Here is a 20649-nt window from a genome sequence, read left to right as displayed (position 1 = left end):
TATATTTATATCTCTCAACAATGCCCAATCCCAAAGGTAATCCACAGAATTTTGAGCCAATTAGGTCAACTAGAGACAAACCATTGACCGAGAAAATGAATATACGTATGACTAAGGAAATGAAGGAAGCGGTGCAGCAACAAGATGATCCTCCTGAGTTTTGCAGAGAAGCTATCCAGGAAAAGCTAGATAGAAATAAGGGTAAAAGTAACCCTTAACCTTCATATACTGACAAATTTATCTGTTTTGCCTTGACTGTAGCAGCTTCCGCCTTGACTGTAGTAACTTCCGCCTTCACGTTTCGGTGTTTCGCGTAGGCTGTAGCAGCTTCCGCCTTGACTGTAGTAGCTTCCGCCTTCACGTTTCGGTGTTTCGCGCAGGCTGTAGCAGCTTCTGCCAAGGCTTTTGTAACTTCTGCCTTCACGTTTCGGTGTTTCGCGCAGGCTGTAGCAGCTTCTGCCAAGGCTTTTGTAACTTCTGCCTTCACGTTTCGGTGTTTCGCGCAGGCTGTAGCAGCTTCTGCCAAGGCTTTTGTAACTTCTGCCTTCACGTTTCGGTGTTTCGCGCAGGCTGTAGCAGCTTCTGCCAAGGCTTTTGTAACTTCTGCTTCCAAGAAATACAGGTAAATGTGCTTGTCCTAACTAAAACTACCTTACTCGCAATACTGTTCGGTTAAGGCAATAGACGCGATAAATCGCCGTCTCTACAACAATCAATTCTTTGTAGAGACGGCGATTTATCGCGTCTTTGTGAGGAAAGTTTAAAACTGGGTGGAAAATGTCCTACGAATTATATTGCCTGTTTGCGCCAGTTGTGCTTTTGAAACCTTGTTTGCAAAGACTCCATGTAAGTGTAGAAAACCGGCGTTAAATAAAGTGTGAGGAATTGCGAGAACACTAACCCGCCAACTACAGCTAAACCAAGGGGACGGCGTGTATCTGCTCCGGCTCCCAAACCAAGGGCGATGGGTAATGTGCCCATGAGTGCTGCCATTGTGGTCATCATGATTGGGCGGAATCTCACCAAGCAGGCTTGATAAATGGCATCATAAGGTGTCTTGCCTTCTTGACGAGCTGCGATCGCAAAGTCAACCATCATGATCCCATTTTTCTTGACAATGCCAACCAGCAAAATAATGCCCACGAAGGCGTAAATATTCAAGTCAACATGAAACAGCAACAAAGTTAGTACTGCCCCAAATCCAGCGGAGGGTAAGCTAGAAAGGATGGTCAGTGGGTGAATGAAGTTCTCGTAGAGAATGCCCAACACAATATAAATTACCAAGATGGCAACCAATAGTAGCAATCCTAAACCCTGAATTGAAGACTGGAACGCCTGCGCTGAACCTTGAAAGGCTGTACTGATAGTAGCTGGTAGTGTTTTACGGGCAAGTTGTTCAATTTTTGGGGTGACATTACTTAGTGATATTCCTGGCTTGAGATTAAAAGAGAACGTGACAGAAGCTAGCTGCCCTTTGTGGTTAATAGTTAGTGGCCCTACATCCTTGGTCAAAGTTGCTACAGCATTGAGAGGTACAAGTTGTCCATTGGGGGCACGAACTGAGAGCAAATCTAAGGCATTGGAATTTTGTTGATATTTTGGTTCCACGCCCATAATCACTTGATACTGGCTATCGGAGGCGTAGATGGTGGAAACTTGGCGAGTGCCGTAGGCATTACTCAGGGCAGTTTCAATTTGATTAGCAGTCAAACCGAAAGCGGAAGCTTGGTCACGGTTAATGTCTACTTTGACTTGGGGATTTTTGATTTGTAAGTCACTGTTGACATCTTGCAATTCTGACAGATTGCGGAGTTGATTTTCCAGAAGTGGGGCGTATTGGTAAAGCTCTTGAATATTGGGACTTTGGAGAGTAAATTGATACTGCGCTTTTGTCTGTTGTCCACCAATATTAATAGCAGGAGGATTTTGCAAGAAAACTTTGATTCCAGGGACAGTTGACAACTTCGGTCGGAGTTCCTCCACTATTTCATCAGCACTGAGATGGCGCTCATGGCGGGGCTTGAGTTCGATTAAAAGTCGTCCGCTGTTGGCAGAAGCATTTGGTCCTCCAGCCCCGACGCTGGAGTTGATGGAATCAATATTAGGATCGCGGTAAGCGATCGCAGCTACAGCCTGTTGATGCTTTACCATTTCATCAAAGGAGATATCCTCCGATGCTTGAGTGGTTGCAGTGATTTGTCCAACATCAGCATTAGGAACAAATCCCTTAGGCACAACTATAAATAGATAGACTGTCGCTAAAAGAATCGCCCCCGAAATCACCATCGTTGTCTGGTGATACTTCAGCGACTTCTTCAAACTCCAATCGTATCCCCCCAACAACAAATCAAAGAAACTTTCCGAAATATTGTAGAGACGAGTCTGGAAATTTTGGATTTTAGATTTTGGATTTTGGATTTGGGAATTGTTTATTTCTCCCCCTGCCTCCCCTGCCTCCCCTGCTTCCCCTGCCTTCCCTGCTCCCTCATCCCCCTGATGATGCGGTGGACGCAAGAATCTGGAACACAGCATTGGCGTTAAGCTGAGGGAAATGACGCCAGAAACCAAGATGGCAACGCTGATGGTAATGGCAAACTCACGGAACAGTCGCCCCAAAATGCCTTCCATGAACAGCACAGGGATAAATACTGCTACCAAGGAAATGGTCATTGATAAAATTGTGAAACCAATTTCTCTAGAACCATTTAAAGCTGCTTCCATGCGGCTCTCACCCATCTCCATGTGGCGGACAATATTTTCTAGCATGACTACAGCATCATCCACCACGAAACCGACTGATAAAGTTAATGCCATCAGCGACAGGTTATCGAGTGAAAAGCGCAGCACCAGCATAACTGCAAAGGTCGCAACAATTGACAGCGGTACTGCCAAACTGGGAATGACTGTAGCGGAGATATTGCGAAGAAATAGAAAGATTACTAGTACTACCAAAGCGATGGTGAGCAACAGCGTGAATTGTACATCATCTACCGATTCCCGAATTGATTGGGAGCGATCGTAGAGAATATTCATGTTCACAGCTGCCGGAATCTGTTTTTGGAAGGTGGGTAGCAGTTTCTTAATTGCATCCACCACTTGGACGGTATTAGTTCCCGGTTGGCGTTGAATTGCCAGAACGATCGCCCGCACGCTAGAATTTTGGATTTTAGATTTTGGATTTTGGATTGAAGATTTCTCTCTTGCTCCCCTACTTTCTACTCCCTGCTCCCTATTCCCTGTCTTTGTAGGAAAATACCAGCTGGCAATCTTATCATTTTCCACGCTGTCCAGCACTTGACCGAGTTCACCTAGCTGCACAGGTGCGCCGTTTTGATAAGTTACAGCTAGGGAGCGATAGCTAGCAGCATCATTGAGTTGACCATTTGCTTGAATTGTAGAATTCTGTTGCTGCCCGTAAAGTGTGCCGGTTGGTAGGTTAACATTTCCGTTAGCGATCGCAGTTGCTACTTCATCGATTCCTATGCCTTTAGCACTCAATGATTCCGGATCGAGCTGAATCCGTACCGCGTACTTTTGGGAACCGTACACTTGCACTTGCGCCACCCCATCCACCATTGACAGACGTTGTGCCAACAGTGTTTCGCCGTACTTATCTACAGTTGAAAGCGGCAAAATAGATGAATTTAAAGAAATGTAGAGGACTGGTTGATCTGCCGGATTGACTTTGCGAAAAGAAGGGGGATTGGGCATATTAGTCGGCAACTGCCTTGCTGCTTTAGAAATAGCAGACTGCACATCCTGTGCTGCCCCGTCAATATCCCGATTGAGGTCGAATTGCAGCGTAATTTGGGCGCTACCCAAAGAGCTGGTAGAGTTCATTGAACTCAATCCGGCGATGCTAGAAAACTGCTGTTCTAAAGGAGTTGCAACAGAAGAAGCCATCGTTTCTGGACTGGCTCCAGGCAGATTAGCCGTTACCTGGAGTGTCGGATAATCCACATTGGGCAAGTCACTAACAGGTAACTGTTGGTAACTCATCAGCCCAAATATTAAAATGCCAACCATCACTAGGGTTGTCATGATTGGACGGCGGATGAATAGCTGGGAAATGTTCATCTTAGTTAGGAGTTAAGAGTTGGGAGTGAGGAGTTAGGAGTGAGGAGTTAGGAGTGAGGAGTTAAGAGTTATTCTCCCCCTGCGTCCCCTGCGTCCCCTGCCCCTCCGCCCCCCTGCTCCCCTGCCCCTCCGCTCCCTACCTCCGGCTTCACCTGCACTGTCGCACCGGGTACTAAGTTAAATTGTCCATCGGTGACGATTTGCTCACCTGGTTGCAACCCTTGTTTGATTGCCGTTTCGTTGCCAATGGTGTCGCCTACGGTAACTGGACGCATTTCTACTGTTTTGTCGGGTTTGACTAGAAATACAAACTGTCCTTGCTGTCCAGTTTGTATGGCTTGGGAAGGCACGGTTATCATATTCGGTTGTTCGCTGAGCTTGAGGACTACGTTGACAAACTGCCCTGGAACTAGGCGATCGTCTGTGTTGGCAAAGGTGGCTTTAAGTTGAATTGTGCCTGTTTGGGTATTGAGTCCGCTATCAACAAAGGTGAGTTCACCGCGTATCGGACGCGCTGTGTCTTTCGGAGGTATGGCACTGACTTCTAACTTGCCGTTAGCACTGTACTTCTTCAAATCTGGCAGCAATCTTTGGGGAATGGAAAAGGTGACGTAAATCGGGCGGATTTGGCTGATGGTAATTAAAGGATCGGTGGCGTTGGCTTCTACCAAGTTGCCTTGATTGAGTTTCAGACTACTTGTGCGTCCAGTAATTGGTGAGTAAATGGAACTGTAGGAAAGCTGGATTTTGGCATTGTCGATCGCCGCTTCATCTGCTGCTACTGCTGCTTTGGCATTTTGTACATCTGCTTGGGCTGCGGTGACGGCTGCTTGAGCGTCTGCTACTCCATTTTGGTCTGCGTTGACTGTTGCCCGTTGAGCCTCAGCTGTCGTCTGGAACTGATCCGCCTGTTCTTTACTGATTGCCCCTTCCTTGAGTAAGCTGTTGTATCTCTTCGCCTGGACATCTGCATTTTTGGCTTGGACAACATCCTTGGCTACATTGGCTTTTGCTTGGTTGACTTGGGCGATCGCTTTCACCACATTTGCCTGTGCCTGTTTCACCTGCGCCAAATCTTTGGCTTTGGCAGCATTAGCTTGCATCAGCGCTGCTTCCAAGGAACGGGAATCAATTTTAAATAACAAGTCTCCTTTCTTGACATTCTGTCCTTGCTGAAAATAAACTCCAGTAAGTTGTCCACCCACTTGTGACTTGACAGATACCGTAGAATATGCTTCCACTGTTCCCGTAGCCGAGAGCTGTATGGGAATAGTTTTTTGAGTCGCAGTGGCAACCACCACTGGCACTGCTTGCTTTTTACCTGCTTGTTTGCCACTTGATTGAGCGTCAGTTGCATTACAAGCAGCACACAAGTAGGTCAAACCCAGCACCAGTAGCCATAACCGTCCTCTTGAAATCAAGCGATAAAAACGAGGCATGTTTTGAGCAATTATAGGTAAAGGCTTTGTCGTCTGAACCGAGATTAAACAACGCATATCAACAATCAGGAGAAAGGGAAAGCACAGATATGTAGGGGTAAAGTAGTGGTTTTAATAGAATCAGCCGACTGCACTAGCGATCGCCTAGTTTTAATAAGTAATTAATTATCAGAATGAGCTTCACCCATTCCCCAAAGGGTAGGGTTTGTTGCCAGACATTGCATTTTCCGCAAAATCGTTGGAATCAATTTTTAGTAGATTAACTTAATATTAGTTAGCCTAAATATTAGCATACTAATAATTGATTGTTTAGCCTAGCTCTCAAGGGAGAAATTTTTGTGAAGCTGGTTTGACTTTGGTGTGAATATGTTGTGACATTTTTAAAATATTAAACATAATTAAATTGCAAATATCTGATTATTTATCAGCAAATTGCAACAGGCCTGAGGTACAGATAATTGTAGGGGCACAACATGTTGCGCCCCTACCTGTGTACTTCATTTACCTGTATATGAGAGTGAAGTTAATATTTTATTCAAGCCGCACAAACAAAAGGGGTAAGTTTAGAACCCACCCCTTTTGTTTGTGATATGCTGCGCCCAACGGCTGTTGCTACAAGCTTTAAACTATCAACCAAATGCACCATATCTTCTAAAGAAAGTGCTTGACGAGCATCAGAAACCGATTTTTCTGGTTCTGGGTGACACTCAATTATTAACCCATCTGCCCCGCAAGCGATCGCACCTCTAGCTACAGGTGCTACCAATTCCCGTTTACCTACGGCATGGGAAGGATCTACAATCACAGGCAGGTGAGTGATTTGTTTGAGTGCTGCTACTGCGCCTAAATCTAGGACATTGCGGGTGTAATCATCGAAACTGCGGATACCTCTTTCGCACAACACCACATCAGGATTGCCGTGGCTGAGAATATATTCAGCTGCCATGACGAATTCTTCAATTGTCGCTGCTAAACCGCGCTTGAGTAGTATCGGTTTACCAGCTTGCCCTAAGGCTTTGAGCAAATCGAAGTTTTGCATATTGCGGCTACCAACTTGAAGCATATCAGCGTGGGTGGCGATCGCTTCAATTTGGGAAATTGACATCACCTCAGTGACAACAGGCATATTATAGTGCGATCGTACCTTTGCCAAAATTTCCAATCCCGACTCGCCCATACCCTGAAAGGCGTAGGGGGATGTGCGGGGTTTGTAGACACCGCCACGCAAGGCTTGTACCGATGCAGTAGATAGCTTTTGTGCCACTGTCTCCATTTGTTCCCAGCTTTCAACGGTACAGGGGCCGCCGATAATTACCAATTCTTCGCCGCCGAAAGCCACTTTTTCTGAAAGTTTAACGATTGTCTGGTGGTTAGGATAAGATTGTGCAGCAAGTTTAGCGTTAATCATGGTTTAATTTTCCTGAAGTATTGGGTATTGGGGATTGGGGATTGGGGATTGGGGATTGGGGATTGGGGATTGGGTATTGGGCATTGGGTATTAAGAAAACAGTCCCCAGTCCCCAGTCCCCAGTCCCCAATCCCCAATACCCACTAAAAAAAAGCCCGGAACCTTTGAGAAGTTCCGGGCGCGTTGTGACTCATTGGCATGACGCTATCTACCCGGAACCATATCTGGGCCAAAAGTAGAAGCCGTAAAACCAACTACCGAAATAAGTCGTCACAATGAAATTCTCCTTAAAAAAACAAAAACCGCAGAGTTCGCTCTGCGGTTCACCGGGTGGTTTCCATGTGGAAACTGTATTCACTCCCGGTGAACCACCCTATGCCAAAAATAAAAGTAGGAATTTGTGTTAAACATTTGCGAGGCGCTTTAGCTGGAAAATTTAACTTGAACTGGATAAACCTATGTATACTAACATTAACAGGAAGGGTTAGTGGTGTCAAGACCCCCACAACAGCGAAAAAAGCGATAGACTCAGTACAATTGGGGGAATCAAGACTATAGCGTTTTTCTAGGAGATGCTAAGCTTGGCTTGCTTTCTGTACAGGAGTACCCGAAATTGACCGCGCCAATTTTAGATTTTAGATTTTAGATTATTTCGGTTCATGCCCCGCCCCTTGTGGGCGGAATAAATCCAAAATTTAAAATTCTTGCATCGCCAAGCCCCGCACCGCAAGTGGCGCGGGGTGAATCCAAAAGACGCTCGCGGACTCGCTCTAAGCGAAGCTATGCCGAAGGCTTTACGCTCCGCTATCGTAAATCTAAAATCCAAAATTCGTTGACTCATCACTTCTGTTGTGATGCCTATGGCAAGTCGCCCTTGGCGCGTCTAAGCTCGAAGCCGCCGCACCCTGCCTTAAAGAAGTTTTAGACTTCTCTCTAAATTCAAAATGCTTACATTTTAAGCTTTATTAGCCTCAATTTGTCAGAATTTGTGTAGTGAAGTGCTTGTTGCTTATCTGTCTAGAAGAAGAAAGCGGCTTGTGATTAGACATTGTTAGAGTTATGTAACTTTACAAAAATTGTTATGTCATAACTGAATAAATAGTGTAAGTAATCAAAAATCAATGGTGAAAAATTTAAAAGTGTCAGATGAGTAAATACAGACAATTCCCAGGAATCAGAGAAAACTCACAGCGGCGGCTTAGTCCCTCAAAAATTCAAACAGCTAAGATTCCAAAATTAAAAGGTTTAATTTTCCTGACTTCTGTTTTTACCTTGCGAAAGCTGATTCCAGACAATTGAGAAATGCCATACATCATTGTTACCCAAGTCCTCATTCACCAGATCAACTTTTTAGAATCATCAGTTTGATTATGCCCAGTCCCAAAATCTTAGCCAAATCTTTTGACTATCATGAAGTTTACCCGTGCCCAGTCTGTCGGATAGGTAAGATTTCTCATATGCCATTGATGGAAGCTATGGCTTGTGACTTTTGCCAAGAGATTTTTACGGTTAACTTAGAACTACAGCAAATTAAGATGCCTTCTAGACAACCACCCTTAGTTTGGCGTTGGAATGGATTTAGCTGGACAGAAGCCCAGTTAGAAGGCGTGGAATTAGGTTGGGGTTATGGACTAGCTGCTGCTGCTTTTGTAGTCCTTCCTACTACTTTAATTGGCGTAGTAGCTTATTATTTTCCTCCTAACATCAACGAGCCGATTACCTGGATGCCATATATTTGGACAATATTAACTTTTTTGTCACATTTATCAATTATTGTTTGGATTTTTATTGAAGTTTATCAAATTCCAGTTGCAGTATATTTAAGAGCGATCGCTCGATGGAGAAATGGGGAGGTGGGGAGATGAGGGGGCAGGGGAGGCAGGGGAGGCAGGGGAGGCAGGGGAAGAATAATAACTCTTAACTCCTAACTCTTAACTCCTAACTCAGCACTCCCCAAATATAAAAGATGCAGCCGATAGACCGCTGTATCACTCATAATTAAGTTGATTGTCCACCAAAATGGCGTATGAGCGATCTGGAGCGGTACTATAGAATTTTGGAATTGGAGCCTGGGGCAACGCTTGAAGAAGTGAACCAGGCTTATAAAGATTTAGTTTTTGTTTGGCATCCCGATCGCATTCCTAAGGAAAATCTCCGCTTACAGCAGAAGGCACAGGACAAGCTCAAAGCGATAAATGAAGCTCGTGAAAAATTGCGCTCTCTAAAAACCAAACATCAAACTACACATACACATCACTCACAGCCGTCTCACCACCAAACACCGCCTGAAACAATTCATGCACCATCAAAGCATAATCCTGACTTGAGCGGTAAAGACTACAGTCGGGCAAATTTGAGCAATAAAGATTTATCTGGTCGAAATCTCAGCTATGCCAACTTGAGCGGTGCTAATCTCAGCGATACTTTTATGCACAAAGTTAACCTCAGAGGAGCGAATTTGTCTGAAGCTAATTTGTTTCGGGCAAACCTACTTCTAGCGGATATGAGGGAGGCGAATTTACGCGCTGCTAATTTAATTGGTGCCGATCTCAGTGGAGCCGACTTGCGGGGTGCTGATTTAACGGGAGCGCGGATTCGCTCTGGCGAACGGCTTCTGGTTAAACTAATTGGTGCTAACCTGGCTGGGGCAATTATGCCTGATGGTGCGATTCATCAGTGAGAGGGGGATGAGGGGGATGAGGGAGATGAGGGAGCAGGGGAGGCAGGGGGAGAAATAAACAATGCCCAAATCCAAAATCTAAAATCTAAAATCTAAAATCCAAAATGGTATTACTCGCGCAGTGCGTAACCGACGCCACGTACTGTGTGAATTAGGCGTTTTTCTTTATTTTCTTCTAATTTCAGGCGCAGATAACGAATATAGACTTCGATAATATTGGAATCACCCATGAAGTCGTAACCCCAGACTTTTTCGAGGATTTGGTCTCTAGTAAATACCTGACGGGGATGTGAAAGCAAATATTCTAATAAATCAAATTCTTTTGCTGTTAACTCAATGCTTCTTTTAGAGCGAAATACTTGACGAGTGCGGCGATTTAAGCTTAGGTCTTCAAACTGCAATAAGTCTTCATCTGTTTCTTGAGTGCGACGCAGATGAGCGCGGATTCTTGCTAACAGTTCTTCAATACTGAAGGGTTTAACCACATAATCATCGGCTCCTGCATCTAATCCTGCCACGCGATCGCTAACTTCATCTTTTGCTGTTAACAAAATTACTGGCACTGAACTACCTGTGGCTCGCAGACGACGGCAAATTTCTAAACCCGACAATCCTGGTAACATCCAATCCAGAACGGCTAAATCTGGCGATGACTCCCGCGCCAAAGTCAATCCAGTGATGCCATCATGGGCTATGCTCACCTTGTATCCTTCACTACTGAGTTCTAATTCTACAAATCGCGCTAGTTTGACTTCATCTTCGACTAAAAGAATATGGGCTGTCATTTTTTTATTCCTAAAATACGTAATTTCAAAGTAAGAATGCTACCTTAACCTAACTTGATTGCAGTGTACCTTTACTCTCACTGAAAACACTGCAAGTGCTAAATGAATTAACCGATGCTCAAATTTTTCTCTCATCTGCGCTATGTCTGCAAGCACATCATTCAATATCACTAATTCAGAAAATTTTCTCCTGTTGACTAATTGATATATAGCAATTCTCATTTTAATAAGGTACATGGGTAGGGTAGTACCGCTGTGCTACCCTGCGAGGATCTATTTTTTCTATACCTTATAGCAAGGGATTGGGGACTGGGGACTGGGTAAAAAGTCTTTTTGTGTCTAGGTTTTATCATCTGTTAATGTCCTAACCACCAAGGCTTTTGCTATACCTATGCAGGAAGCCCTATAAATTAACTTTCTGCTTAGATTGCAGAAATAAATAATGAATTATTTATATGAACCTATCCCACTAATAAGATTCTTTGAATCCAGAGATGGATAGTAGCAAGGTCAATGAATGAATCAAAATATACTTTCTGTCGCTCCCAGCGAACAACCAAACGACGATATTTACGTTGATACCAAGCAAAACAACGCTCTTGCTGGAATCTTGGAGCAGAGATTTTGATGGGTCTGCCTTTGTTTTTCTTTGTTTTCCAGACTCGTTTTGGTATTTGGGGTCGAATACCCCGTTTGCGTAAGTTGGCGCGTTGTTGTTTGGAGTCATAACCTTTATCGGCAGCCAGTACCTTGAGCCGTTTACGTGGTCTACCACGCTTCAAAGTTTTAAGTTTTACCTTATCAAGTAGGGGTAACACCTGCTCTTTCTCATTACCGTTGGCTGGAGTCGTACAGTTAGAAAGGGGCATTCCATTACCTTCTGTAAGTGTGTGTATTAAGATACCTTTACCTTTGCCACCATAAGCAACTTCTTCACCCCCGCCCTTCCCAGGGGGAAAAAGACCCGTCAACCGCGCCGAACTCCCAGTTTATCAGCCCTTTCTCATTTGCGATCGCTAACACACGCGCTTGTAAATATTCAAATGTTCCATCTGAACGCCATCGCTTTAACCATCGGTGGGATGAGCTTTTCGATGCCCAAGTATCCCCCCTTGGTAGATCGCACCATCGACATCCAGTAATCAGAATGTACAACAGACTATTTAATACATGGCGATACGGCGCATGAGGCATTCCTTTACCACGCTTTTCTGACTCAACGGGAAATATATCTTCAAACAATTTCCATTCCAAGTCACTCAATCCTTCAAAACGTCCAGCCATAGCGTGATCCACTCTTCTTAGTTGAAAAGTAGATTACCACAATCTGGCATTAGTGGGATAGGTTCATGTAAGTCCACTTTAGTATGGATGAATGTAAGAAAAATGAGTTTTTCCTGAATAGAGTTAGAGCTTTTGCTGAAAAAGCTGTAATCCTTTATATTTAAAGGTTTTTTGTGCTATCAGCAAGAAAATATTTTTCTAAGAAAATTAATATTTAAATCTCAGAATACTTTAATTTATGCATCAGCCATAACTCATAGTGATGCAGCAATCTATTAATTACAAGTTTAGTTCAAGCAAAAGCGAGGATTTGATCATGAAAGGTTTAATTTTTGGTAGTTTATCTGCTCTAATACTTACTACATCTGCTGCGGCTATAGCTACACCTGTAAAGTATCAACAGTCAAATTCTGATACACATACAGTATCTAAAATAGCATTGAAAGTCAACGTTCCCCATATCACTAACTCTGGCGTGCGAAACGATACTCATTTTATTAGAGTAGCAGTAGTTGGTATGTCTTTGGAAGACTTGATGATTTCGTTACCAAGTCAGATGGAAAGCTTTAATAAAGTTCGGATTACAGACCAATCTGGTAGAGAAATTGCAGCTAAAACAGAGATTAATAAAGAACGTGTGTCAATCAGCTTTGAGCAACCTGTAAATTCTGGTGGTTCTGTGGAAGTAGAATTCATAGGTGTACAAAGAAGAATTCCATTTGAAAAAATCCTACTCTATGGAGTAACTGCTAAAAGAGTTGGATTAAACGGGGACATTCCTATTGGAACAGCGAGAATTGATATTGCTGATAAAGGTTAGAATTCAGAATTCAGGACTAAAATTTAGTTTATATCTCAAGACATTTCAGAACAGCCCAAAACCCTCATGTAGAGACGCGATAAATCGCGTCTTCAAAGAGCAATTACCCTTAACCCAAACGTATTATTGTATATTCAAAAGTGCCGACTTTGTTAACAGAGTCGGCATTAATATTTCAAGCTATGCTAATAAATTTAAATCTAGGGTGTGTTGTAATACGGTTCAATGAAGGTTTTTTGATTAAAATTCTAAATTCCAAAGACGCGATAAATCGCCGTCTCTACAATAATGAATTTTATTAATTAAATTGGTAAACTGATTGTAAAAATGCTCCCTTCTCCTAACTTGGATTGTACACTCACATTACCACCCATACCTTCTACAAGTGTCTTGACAATTGATAAACCTAAACCAGAACCTCCAGTTGTATGAGAGCGAGATTCATCTACGCGGTAAAATCTTTCAAAAATACGTGCTTGATGTTGCAAAGGAATGCCATAACCATTGTCACAAACTTGAATAATTGCTTTGTCTGGAAGTTGGTCTAATTTAAAAATTATAGGTGTACCTGCTTCAGAATATTTAACAGCATTATCAATCAAATTGAGTAATACTTGTTTGAGACGACTGTAGTCTACTTTCACTTCAATTGGGGAAATTGTGGACTCGATAGTAATTTGGCGATCGCTATATTTTTCTGCCATGACTACAATCTCTTCAACTAAGTCATTTAAAACGTAAGATTTCATCTGAAAATGCAAGTAACCACTATCTGCTCGTGCTAAATCTAGTAAATCTTGTAGCAAGCGAATAGTACGTTCAGCTTCCGATGCAGCAGTTTCTAAAGCTTCTTGTTGGATTTGGGTTAAGTTATTTTGCCTCCGTAAAACGCTTTGTAAGTAACCATGTACAATGGTCAAAGGTGTGCGTAATTCGTGAGAAACATTACTGACAAATTCTCGTTCTTGCTCCCATGATTGGGAAAGCCGCGATAACAACATGGTTAAAGTTTGAGCTAATTCTTTGACTTCGCTGGGTGCATTATCAAGATATAATTGTGCTTGTCCTAAATCTTCTGCGGAAATCACAGCAGTCATTTGATTTAGCTGGCGTAGAGGTTGTAGCGAATGCTTGATATAAATGGCGATCGCAACTGTTAAAATAAGAATAGCCAAAACACTAATAATAGCTAAACTCTGCACCAGTCCCACAAAGATTGTTTGTTCGCGGGTAATATCTTTAACTACAAATAATTCACCCAGTAACTTACCCCGCACCTCTACAGAACCACCACATAAAACAAAGTAGTTTTGATTAATTTTATAAATTTGTGGTTTAATCGGCATCTTAGTTAAGGACATTAACTCAGATACCATAGAATTAGATAACAAAGTTAAAGTGCTAGATTGTACAATTATTTTATTTTGAGAACTTTTTACCCATAATAATGTATTGTTATTTGCTAAATTATTAATAGCCTTTTGCAACCCAGTTTCAGGTTGCATCATCTCACTATAAATTTGCACATCTCGCGGCAAACGTTTAGCTATTTGTTCTATGTTATGTTTATGATTATCAATTAAAATTTTCTGCGTTTTCCAACTCGTCCATGTAGCGAGTCCGCCTAATACCAAAGCCGAAAAACCAGCAATCCCAATCGTCAGGCGTAGCTGTAATGAAAATGGATCTATATTTTGCCAAGTTTTTTTGATTTGCTTCACGGCTTTAATGTTTTGAAGAAGGGAGTAGGGAGTGGCGAGTTGGGTATATTACCTTTTCATTCTTGGTTGTGAGATTTTGTCATGAATAGCTGGTTTGAAAATACCTGTGTTATTTACCTACACTGAAAAAGACAGCTATTCCCAAAAATTTGCTCATTTTTTTATTTGATTCTCCTCTCAATTTCCAAAGCCTCTCTGATAATAATTTATATCTAATCAATCTAAATTAAATTAATTTCATCTGAGAATTTCCTGAAAAATTTGAATATAAACTGAACTTCGTCAACAACAACATACCCGACTTCTTTAAGAAATCGGGTATCTGAACCTTGTTATTTTCACAAATACTTCACTTTACGAAGAAGTTTTTATCTGGGGACATTGTGTTTGTTGGACTTTAATTTTTTGTTGAATGGTTGGTGGTAAGCCAGGTTTGATTTTGGCATAAAGACGAGCAAATTCTCGCACATAATGAGCAGCGACTATGGGACTTTCAATCACTATAAGTGTCTCGTCGTTACCATTATTAGCTGCATCAGACCAATTATGAGAACCTGTAATTACTGTTTGGTTATCAATAACAGCATACTTATGATGTAATAAATCACCTTTGGGTAATACAGGTACGCCTACAGTCGTAATTGGGTTTTGCCAAGGATGATTATCAACTTCATATTTACATTTATTACTGAGAGCAACTCCCATCATATCTAACACCTCACTATAAGGACGATAGGCAAATTGTGGTTCGATTAAAGCCCGAATTTGGACATTTTGTTGATGTCGATTTTCCAAAATATTAGCAAGACGCTGTTCGGAAAAAACGAATAAAGCCAAATCAATAGATCCTGTTGCTGAATCTAAAGTTTTGCCAATTAAACCATTACTACTGTTAGTCCAAGGTTCAGTTGGAGAAGTCGGCGAAAACTGCACAGTAATTTTGGTTTTATTTAATGTGATTTGTTTAGGTAAACGCAGCGGCTTTTGGAGACCAAATCGGCTATCTGGCTTACCTCCAGGACCGTCGCCCCACATAATGTTAAACTCTTCTGTAAATAAAGATGCTAACTCTGGACTGTCAATTTGCAATAAGTTATTGGCATTACCTAAAGTGCTGGGATTTGTATAATCACCAAATGTATCACTCAAAGTAAAATTCGCCGAAGTGATAATTACAATGCGATTATCTACAATTAGGAACTTATGATGCATCAAACTACTACCTGCTGAACCATCCGCTTGATCGTCTAGCGAGGGAACTTTCGCATTTTGCAAAATTATTAAAGCATCCCTTTGATTTATTTCTGTGGGAGTCAGTTGATTATCGTGGTTAATATCGATAAATTGGCGAAATTCTTGATAGCGTTGTCGTTCTCTTTTGTCTAATTTCTCTACTTCTTCAGGTGTAAAACTACTCCAAGACCGGCTATAGGTATTTTCTAAAATCAACCTAACTTTTACCCCAGCTTTTTGTCTATCAACTAGTGCTTGGGCTACTTTAGGTAAACGCAATTCTTGCACCGCCACATCTACTGTAGATTTAGCTTGAAAAATAGTATCAACAATCTGTTTTTCTAAGTCATCCCCCAAGCGAGTTTGCTGACGGTATAGATCTTTGTATTCCGAAGATTGAGAATGGTTAAAGTAAACTTGAACTAAAGGATCTTGTGGTAAAGGTGATAGAAGTTTATTGGATGATTGGACTCGTTGACAAGCAACGAGGGGGAAGATGAGTAAAAAGATATATGAAAAATACCTTTGTCTAGAAAAAATTTGCACTGTAATCTGTTAAAAGTGGATTGAGAGGGGACGTATTTATCATTCCCAAAATTTTGGGTTCTGAGATGAAGTAGAAAAATAGCTTTCCCAGGCAAGAAAAAACCCACTCATACATGCACAATTACAGAGATTTTGTCAAATTTATCCACTTAAAGTGTATGTGCTAAAAAAATCAGCAGCCTATTACCAGCCTGTGTTCTCATCATTATCGGTTTTATGCAAATTTACTTAGATTACAGCGCGACTACTCCCACTCGCAAAGAAGCGATCGCAGTTATGCAAACAGTCCTCACTCAACAGTGGGGCAATCCTTCCAGCTTACATGAATGGGGGCAACGGGCTGCAACGGTTGTGGAAGAAGCCAGAGTCCAAGTTGCTGGATTAATTAACGCCGCCACTCCGGAATCGATTGTTTTTACCTCTGGCGGTACTGAGGCAAATAATCTGGCGATTATGGGCGTGGCTCGGTTGTATACTGTTCCTGGTCACATAATTATCTCCAGCGTTGAGCATTCCGCAATTTCCGAGACAGTACGCTTCCTAGAGATATGGGGTTGGGAAGTTACGCGCTTAGATGTAGATGTCAAAGGCAGAGTTAACCCGCTGGATTTAAAGGCGGCGTTGCGACATAATACGGTGTTGGTTTCCGTAATTTACGGTCAAAGTGAAGTTGGGACTGTGCAACCAATTGCCGAATTGGGAAAAATTGCGCGATGCCTGCGGCGGGCGGAGCCATCGCATGGTGCTTTGTTCCATACAGATGCGGTGCAGGCTGCGGGACGTTTACCGATAGATGTACAAAAACTCCCCGTAGACTTACTTAGCCTTTCCAGCCATAAAATATATGGACCCCAAGGTGCAGGGGCGCTGTATGTGCGTCCTGGTGTGGAATTGATGCCTTTACTAGGTGGTGGTGGGCAAGAAATGGGATTGCGTTCTGGTACACAAGCAGTACCGATAATTGCTGGATTTGGTGTAGCAGCTGAATTAGCAGCAGAGGAATTGGCTGTAGAAACACCACGGTTGATTCAGTTACGCGATCGCGCCTTTGCCCAATTAGCTGAAATTCCTGGTTTAATCCCTACAGGAGATTTTAGCGATCGCTTACCTCACCACGTGAGTATGTGCTTAGAAAACGCCGATGGCGAAAAACTCAGCGGTAAAGCCTTGGTACGACAGCTAAATCTTGCAGGTATCGGTATTAGTGCTGGTGCTGCTTGTCACAGTGGGAAACTTAGCCCAAGTCCGATACTTTTAGCAATGGGCTATTCTGAAAAAGCTGCTTTGGGTGGAATTCGCATCACATTGGGGCGTGATACCACTGAAGCTGATATAGATTGGACAGCGATGGTGTTGAAGCAAGTTTTGCAAAGGCTGACACCGGATTTATCTTTAGTTGAGCGTTAAATCAGTTGTGGGGTGTAATTTTTCAACCCAGATACAATTGCATCCTTACGCTCAGTGGATAGTAACCTCACCACTAACTTCCTATACTCTCCAGATTGTAATCCCAAAATGGGACATATTTTGTTACAAAGACCTTTGTTTTTATAGAGAAGAAGTGCTTTTTTATAATCCTTATTTTCTCTGACTGTTTGATACTTCTTTAGGTTATTTTCATATATCTGATTTACGTTAACAGAATCTACATGTTTGGTGAATTCCTGAGCTAACTCATCTTTATTTTTCACTTTTGAATTAAATAAACTTAATTTAAATCTGATTTCAGAGGCAGATCTTTTTGAGGTTTGGTCTTCCAACTCTGTTCCAAGGGTATTGATTAAAAAATCCGAGACTTTCTGATAAATATCTTCAAAATCTAGTACTAGATTTTCTGCCACCACCTTTAATATTTCTGGTACGCAAATAAGGTTTTCAACCAACGCCACTTTCAATGGAAATATACCTGATTCTCCTAAAGATACAATCTCATTTTCTCTTCTATAGTCCATATCAATAATGCCAAATACCTCTACATGATGTAATGATGAATTATTTCGCATCGCTTTAGTTGATTCGATGACCTTGTTACATCCATCACGAGGCATGATTAAAAAGTCTGGATATATTGCTTGATAGAGCTTATAATCTAAACTTCCTCGTTGCCCTTCGACAAAGAGGATTTTTTTTCTACTGCCCAAAATTTCTAAAATAATTGTTTCTGGTAGCTCTTCGCATTCTGGTACTTGATCCCATATCCAGTGATTTTCACCATCATAATTTTTCATCCATATTTTTTGCGCACCAACTCTAGATGCTGCAAAATCAATATCATGAGTAATATAGACAAATAAGCAATTAGGTTGTGCTTCTTCAAGTTTAGACCAAAGCTTACTGATAAGTGATTTATGAAGATGGATTTCCGGTTCATCTATGATGATGATTGAGTCGGATGGGGCACATAAACATTGAGCCATTAAATAAAGAGCTACACGCTCCCCGTCACTCATTTCACGCCCTTGATATATAACTCTGTTGGTCATAGAGACAGTAATTTTGCCATCTTTAATAGCAAGCTTTCTGTGTGGTAAAATATCATTCCATATATGAATTAAAGTCTCATCAGGAGAAAAAGGCATTTCAGGACGTTCATTCTTTCCTTCAAACTCCATTTCTCTAACACGTTCAGCTAATTGGCTATCTCGTTGAGTTTTTCTGGCAAAGAGTAGAGAAAGTACTTGCTCATAATCATTCAACATAGGAGTTACGCTAAACGATGAAGACCTGCCTGTAAGCTGCCAACGATGAACATTTCTAGCCCCAACTACTCCACCCCATGACTGAATATCACCAGTAGCAATTCCAAATGAAAGCTCTTTTTCGGCTTGCTCAAGACTTTTAAGTTGTACATACTCAGCAAAATCCAGTGCCCTTTGAGCAGAAATCCTGTGAATCTTTTCAGGTTTTGGATTATTTTGTTCTATCCATAAACCAAGTCTGCTCTTTCCAGAACCATTGGCACCTATTATTACGATTGGTTCACGGCAATCTAATATCTCTTTTCCTCCGTACCCGTCTTTTGCAGGAAGTGTCAATTCTTGTTGCATTATTCTGTGTTATTACGTTACAACAAATTTACTATAAGCATATTCTAGCTTGATAGTTATAAAATACTCAACCAAAAGTGTTTACACCTATGTAAAATCGCTTATAAACTTCGGTATCTAAGTAAAACAGTATTTCTTTCCTGCTTATTTCAGGACAACAACACCATGAACACTGCTAAACTCACCACTGATGGCACTCACCAAATGGTCATTTTGCCTGAAGACTTTCAACTCACTGGCACTGAAGTCTATATCAAAAAAATTGATAACGCCATTGTCCTCATTGCCAAAGATAACCCCTGGCAATCCCTCATCGATAGTCTAGACAATTTCTCCGATGACTTCATGACTACCAGAGATCAGCCACTCATTGACACCAGAGAGAACTTCTAAATGCGATACCTGCTTGATACGAACATCTGCATTTACCTCATCAAGCAAAAACCCCAAAAAGTACTAAACAAATTCCAAGCGTTGCCCGTTGGTTTTGTGCTGGTGTTAACGAAAATCAGAGCCAATGCTGAAACAATATAAGTAATACTAGACCAAGATAATAAACCATGAGTGAACTTCCCAATAGTCTTGAAGATGCGATCGCTCAATCTCAAACCGCCGTCCAAGCCGCCCTTGCAGATGGCTGTAATCGCCTCCAAGTCGAGTTCCTATTCCCAGAACTCAAACTGATGCCTGTGGCGGAACAATTTGTACCCCTGTTTACTGAATATGACTCCCGCCTGAAAATTTTCTTTGCAGATGCTGGGGCTGCGGCTTTAGCCCGCCGTGATTGGGCTGATGCACCATTTCAAATTTTGGATATCGGCACGGGGAGGGCTGCTTCCTTGCAGACAAAAATTCAGCCAGAGGATGAAATTTTCTTATTCATCTCCCCCACTTCCGTAGAAGTACCGCAGTTAGAAAAGTTATGTGATGTAATCGGCGATCGCCCTTTAGTATTTTTAAATCCCCGCCTTGAAGATTCCGGGGTTGTGGGTATTGGTTATGCAGCTCGAAAAATCCGCGATCGCTTTATCAATACGATTGAATGCTGCTATTACCTGCGCCCAGTAGACGATCAAACCGCCTTATATCGCTGCTACCCAGGACAGTGGGAAATTTGGGTAGAAAACGGCAGCGAATATCAAAAAATTGCTGAATTACCCACAAAACCATCGGGCGATGAGTTGGATCTCATCCTCATGAAGGGACAACCGCAAACAACAACCAACGCTGTACCTGCAAGAAAACCCAATGTGTTTAAAAGTTTGCAACGGTTTTTAAAGGCATTGAGTAGTTAGGAAAAACAGAGGTAGCAGAAGGAAACTTCATCATCTGCTACCTCATTTTTAGTTTTTTATCTTAAGAGCAAATGGGCGGTTATAAACCGCGTCTACACTAAACTTTACCTGCCTCCGCAGGTTTCAAATCCTTAATTTTTCCTCAGTCCGCGCAGGCGGACTTCTCTGCGAGACGCTACGCGAACGTTTGTGTAGCCGCGAATTCCATTCGCCCAGGCTTAAGTTGACTTCGTTTGTGTAGCCAGGAATTCCATTCGCCCAGGCTTAATTTGACACCAATGCACAGCTGTGCTGACCGAAAAATGTAAAAATAA

At 42.0% G+C, this 20649-nt stretch carries 18 protein-coding genes; 8 read left to right on the top strand and 10 right to left on the bottom strand.

What is annotated here, in order from left to right; translation table 11 throughout:
* Positions 1-20 precede the first annotated feature (20 nt).
* Positions 21-218, top strand: a complete 198-nt coding sequence (locus tag IQ276_RS16365) for a hypothetical protein (protein ID WP_190882045.1) — start codon at positions 21-23, stop codon at positions 216-218.
* Here the strand turns inward: IQ276_RS16365 and IQ276_RS16360 are convergent.
* From IQ276_RS16360 to aroF, 4 genes are all read right to left on the bottom strand, one after another.
* On the bottom strand, positions 215-613 hold the full coding sequence (locus IQ276_RS16360; protein ID WP_235115720.1) for a hypothetical protein: 399 nt from the start codon (positions 611-613) through the stop codon (positions 215-217). The genes IQ276_RS16365 and IQ276_RS16360 overlap by 4 nt on opposite strands.
* A gap of 176 nt (positions 614-789) precedes the next feature.
* Complete coding sequence (locus tag IQ276_RS16355; RefSeq protein WP_235115719.1) at positions 790-4077, bottom strand: efflux RND transporter permease subunit; 3288 nt, start codon at positions 4075-4077, stop codon at positions 790-792.
* A gap of 68 nt (positions 4078-4145) precedes the next feature.
* Entirely contained in the window at positions 4146-5516 is a 1371-nt protein-coding gene (locus IQ276_RS16350; protein WP_235115718.1) for an efflux RND transporter periplasmic adaptor subunit, read from the bottom strand.
* Between the two features lie 535 nt (positions 5517-6051).
* Positions 6052-6924, bottom strand: coding sequence for a 3-deoxy-7-phosphoheptulonate synthase (gene aroF, locus IQ276_RS16345; RefSeq protein ID WP_235115717.1), 873 nt, complete (start codon positions 6922-6924; stop codon positions 6052-6054).
* Between the two features lie 1370 nt (positions 6925-8294).
* Between aroF and IQ276_RS16340 the strand changes: the two genes are divergently transcribed.
* Positions 8295-8789, top strand: a complete 495-nt coding sequence (locus tag IQ276_RS16340; protein WP_190882040.1) for a hypothetical protein — start codon at positions 8295-8297, stop codon at positions 8787-8789.
* 161 nt (positions 8790-8950) lie between these two features.
* Entirely contained in the window at positions 8951-9604 is a 654-nt protein-coding gene (locus tag IQ276_RS16335; RefSeq protein ID WP_235115716.1) for a pentapeptide repeat-containing protein, read from the top strand.
* 110 nt (positions 9605-9714) lie between these two features.
* Here IQ276_RS16335 and IQ276_RS16330 read toward each other — a convergent pair whose 3' ends face one another.
* The 3 genes from IQ276_RS16330 to IQ276_RS16320 form a co-directional block, all read right to left on the bottom strand.
* Positions 9715-10389: a response regulator transcription factor gene (locus IQ276_RS16330; RefSeq protein ID WP_073643543.1), complete on the bottom strand. Its 675-nt coding sequence runs from the start codon at positions 10387-10389 to the stop codon at positions 9715-9717.
* Positions 10390-10850: 461 nt separating this feature from the next.
* On the bottom strand, positions 10851-11360 hold the full coding sequence (locus tag IQ276_RS16325) for a transposase (protein WP_193922219.1): 510 nt from the start codon (positions 11358-11360) through the stop codon (positions 10851-10853).
* Positions 11323-11673 (bottom strand): transposase, encoded by a 351-nt coding sequence (locus IQ276_RS16320; protein WP_193922221.1) that lies wholly within the window; start codon positions 11671-11673, stop codon positions 11323-11325. The genes IQ276_RS16325 and IQ276_RS16320 overlap by 38 nt, the downstream gene beginning before the upstream one ends.
* A gap of 316 nt (positions 11674-11989) precedes the next feature.
* Here IQ276_RS16320 and IQ276_RS16315 point away from each other — a divergent pair, with 316 nt between their 5' ends.
* Entirely contained in the window at positions 11990-12493 is a 504-nt protein-coding gene (locus IQ276_RS16315; protein ID WP_190882038.1) for a hypothetical protein, read from the top strand.
* 302 nt (positions 12494-12795) lie between these two features.
* On the opposite strand, the gene IQ276_RS16310 is transcribed toward IQ276_RS16315, so the two are convergent.
* Entirely contained in the window at positions 12796-14214 is a 1419-nt protein-coding gene (locus IQ276_RS16310) for a sensor histidine kinase (RefSeq protein WP_193915317.1), read from the bottom strand.
* A gap of 354 nt (positions 14215-14568) precedes the next feature.
* Positions 14569-15993, bottom strand: a complete 1425-nt coding sequence (locus IQ276_RS16305) for a phospholipase D-like domain-containing protein (RefSeq protein WP_193915316.1) — start codon at positions 15991-15993, stop codon at positions 14569-14571.
* A 216-nt stretch (positions 15994-16209) separates the two neighbouring features.
* On the opposite strand from IQ276_RS16305, the gene IQ276_RS16300 reads away from it, so the two are divergent.
* The gene (locus tag IQ276_RS16300) at positions 16210-17400 is read left to right on the top strand and encodes a cysteine desulfurase family protein (protein WP_193915315.1); all 1191 of its coding nucleotides are present in this window, start codon (positions 16210-16212) and stop codon (positions 17398-17400) included.
* On the opposite strand, the gene IQ276_RS16295 is transcribed toward IQ276_RS16300, so the two are convergent.
* Complete coding sequence (locus tag IQ276_RS16295) at positions 17397-19040, bottom strand: AAA family ATPase (RefSeq protein WP_193915314.1); 1644 nt, start codon at positions 19038-19040, stop codon at positions 17397-17399. The genes IQ276_RS16300 and IQ276_RS16295 overlap by 4 nt on opposite strands.
* A gap of 165 nt (positions 19041-19205) precedes the next feature.
* On the opposite strand from IQ276_RS16295, the gene IQ276_RS16290 reads away from it, so the two are divergent.
* Genes IQ276_RS16290 through IQ276_RS16280 form a run of 3 tightly spaced genes read left to right on the top strand, consistent with a single transcriptional unit; the run spans position 19206 to position 20335 of the window.
* Entirely contained in the window at positions 19206-19433 is a 228-nt protein-coding gene (locus IQ276_RS16290; RefSeq protein WP_190882033.1) for an antitoxin, read from the top strand.
* The gene (locus tag IQ276_RS16285) at positions 19434-19574 is read left to right on the top strand and encodes a PIN domain-containing protein (protein ID WP_235115715.1); all 141 of its coding nucleotides are present in this window, start codon (positions 19434-19436) and stop codon (positions 19572-19574) included.
* Between the two features lie 26 nt (positions 19575-19600).
* Entirely contained in the window at positions 19601-20335 is a 735-nt protein-coding gene (locus IQ276_RS16280) for a DUF1995 family protein (protein WP_190882032.1), read from the top strand.
* Positions 20336-20649: the final 314 nt, after the last annotated feature.

The organism is Desmonostoc muscorum LEGE 12446 (assembly GCF_015207005.2).
Classification (GTDB): domain Bacteria; phylum Cyanobacteriota; class Cyanobacteriia; order Cyanobacteriales; family Nostocaceae; genus Nostoc; species Nostoc muscorum.
This window is presented reverse-complemented; position numbering and strand designations above follow the sequence as displayed.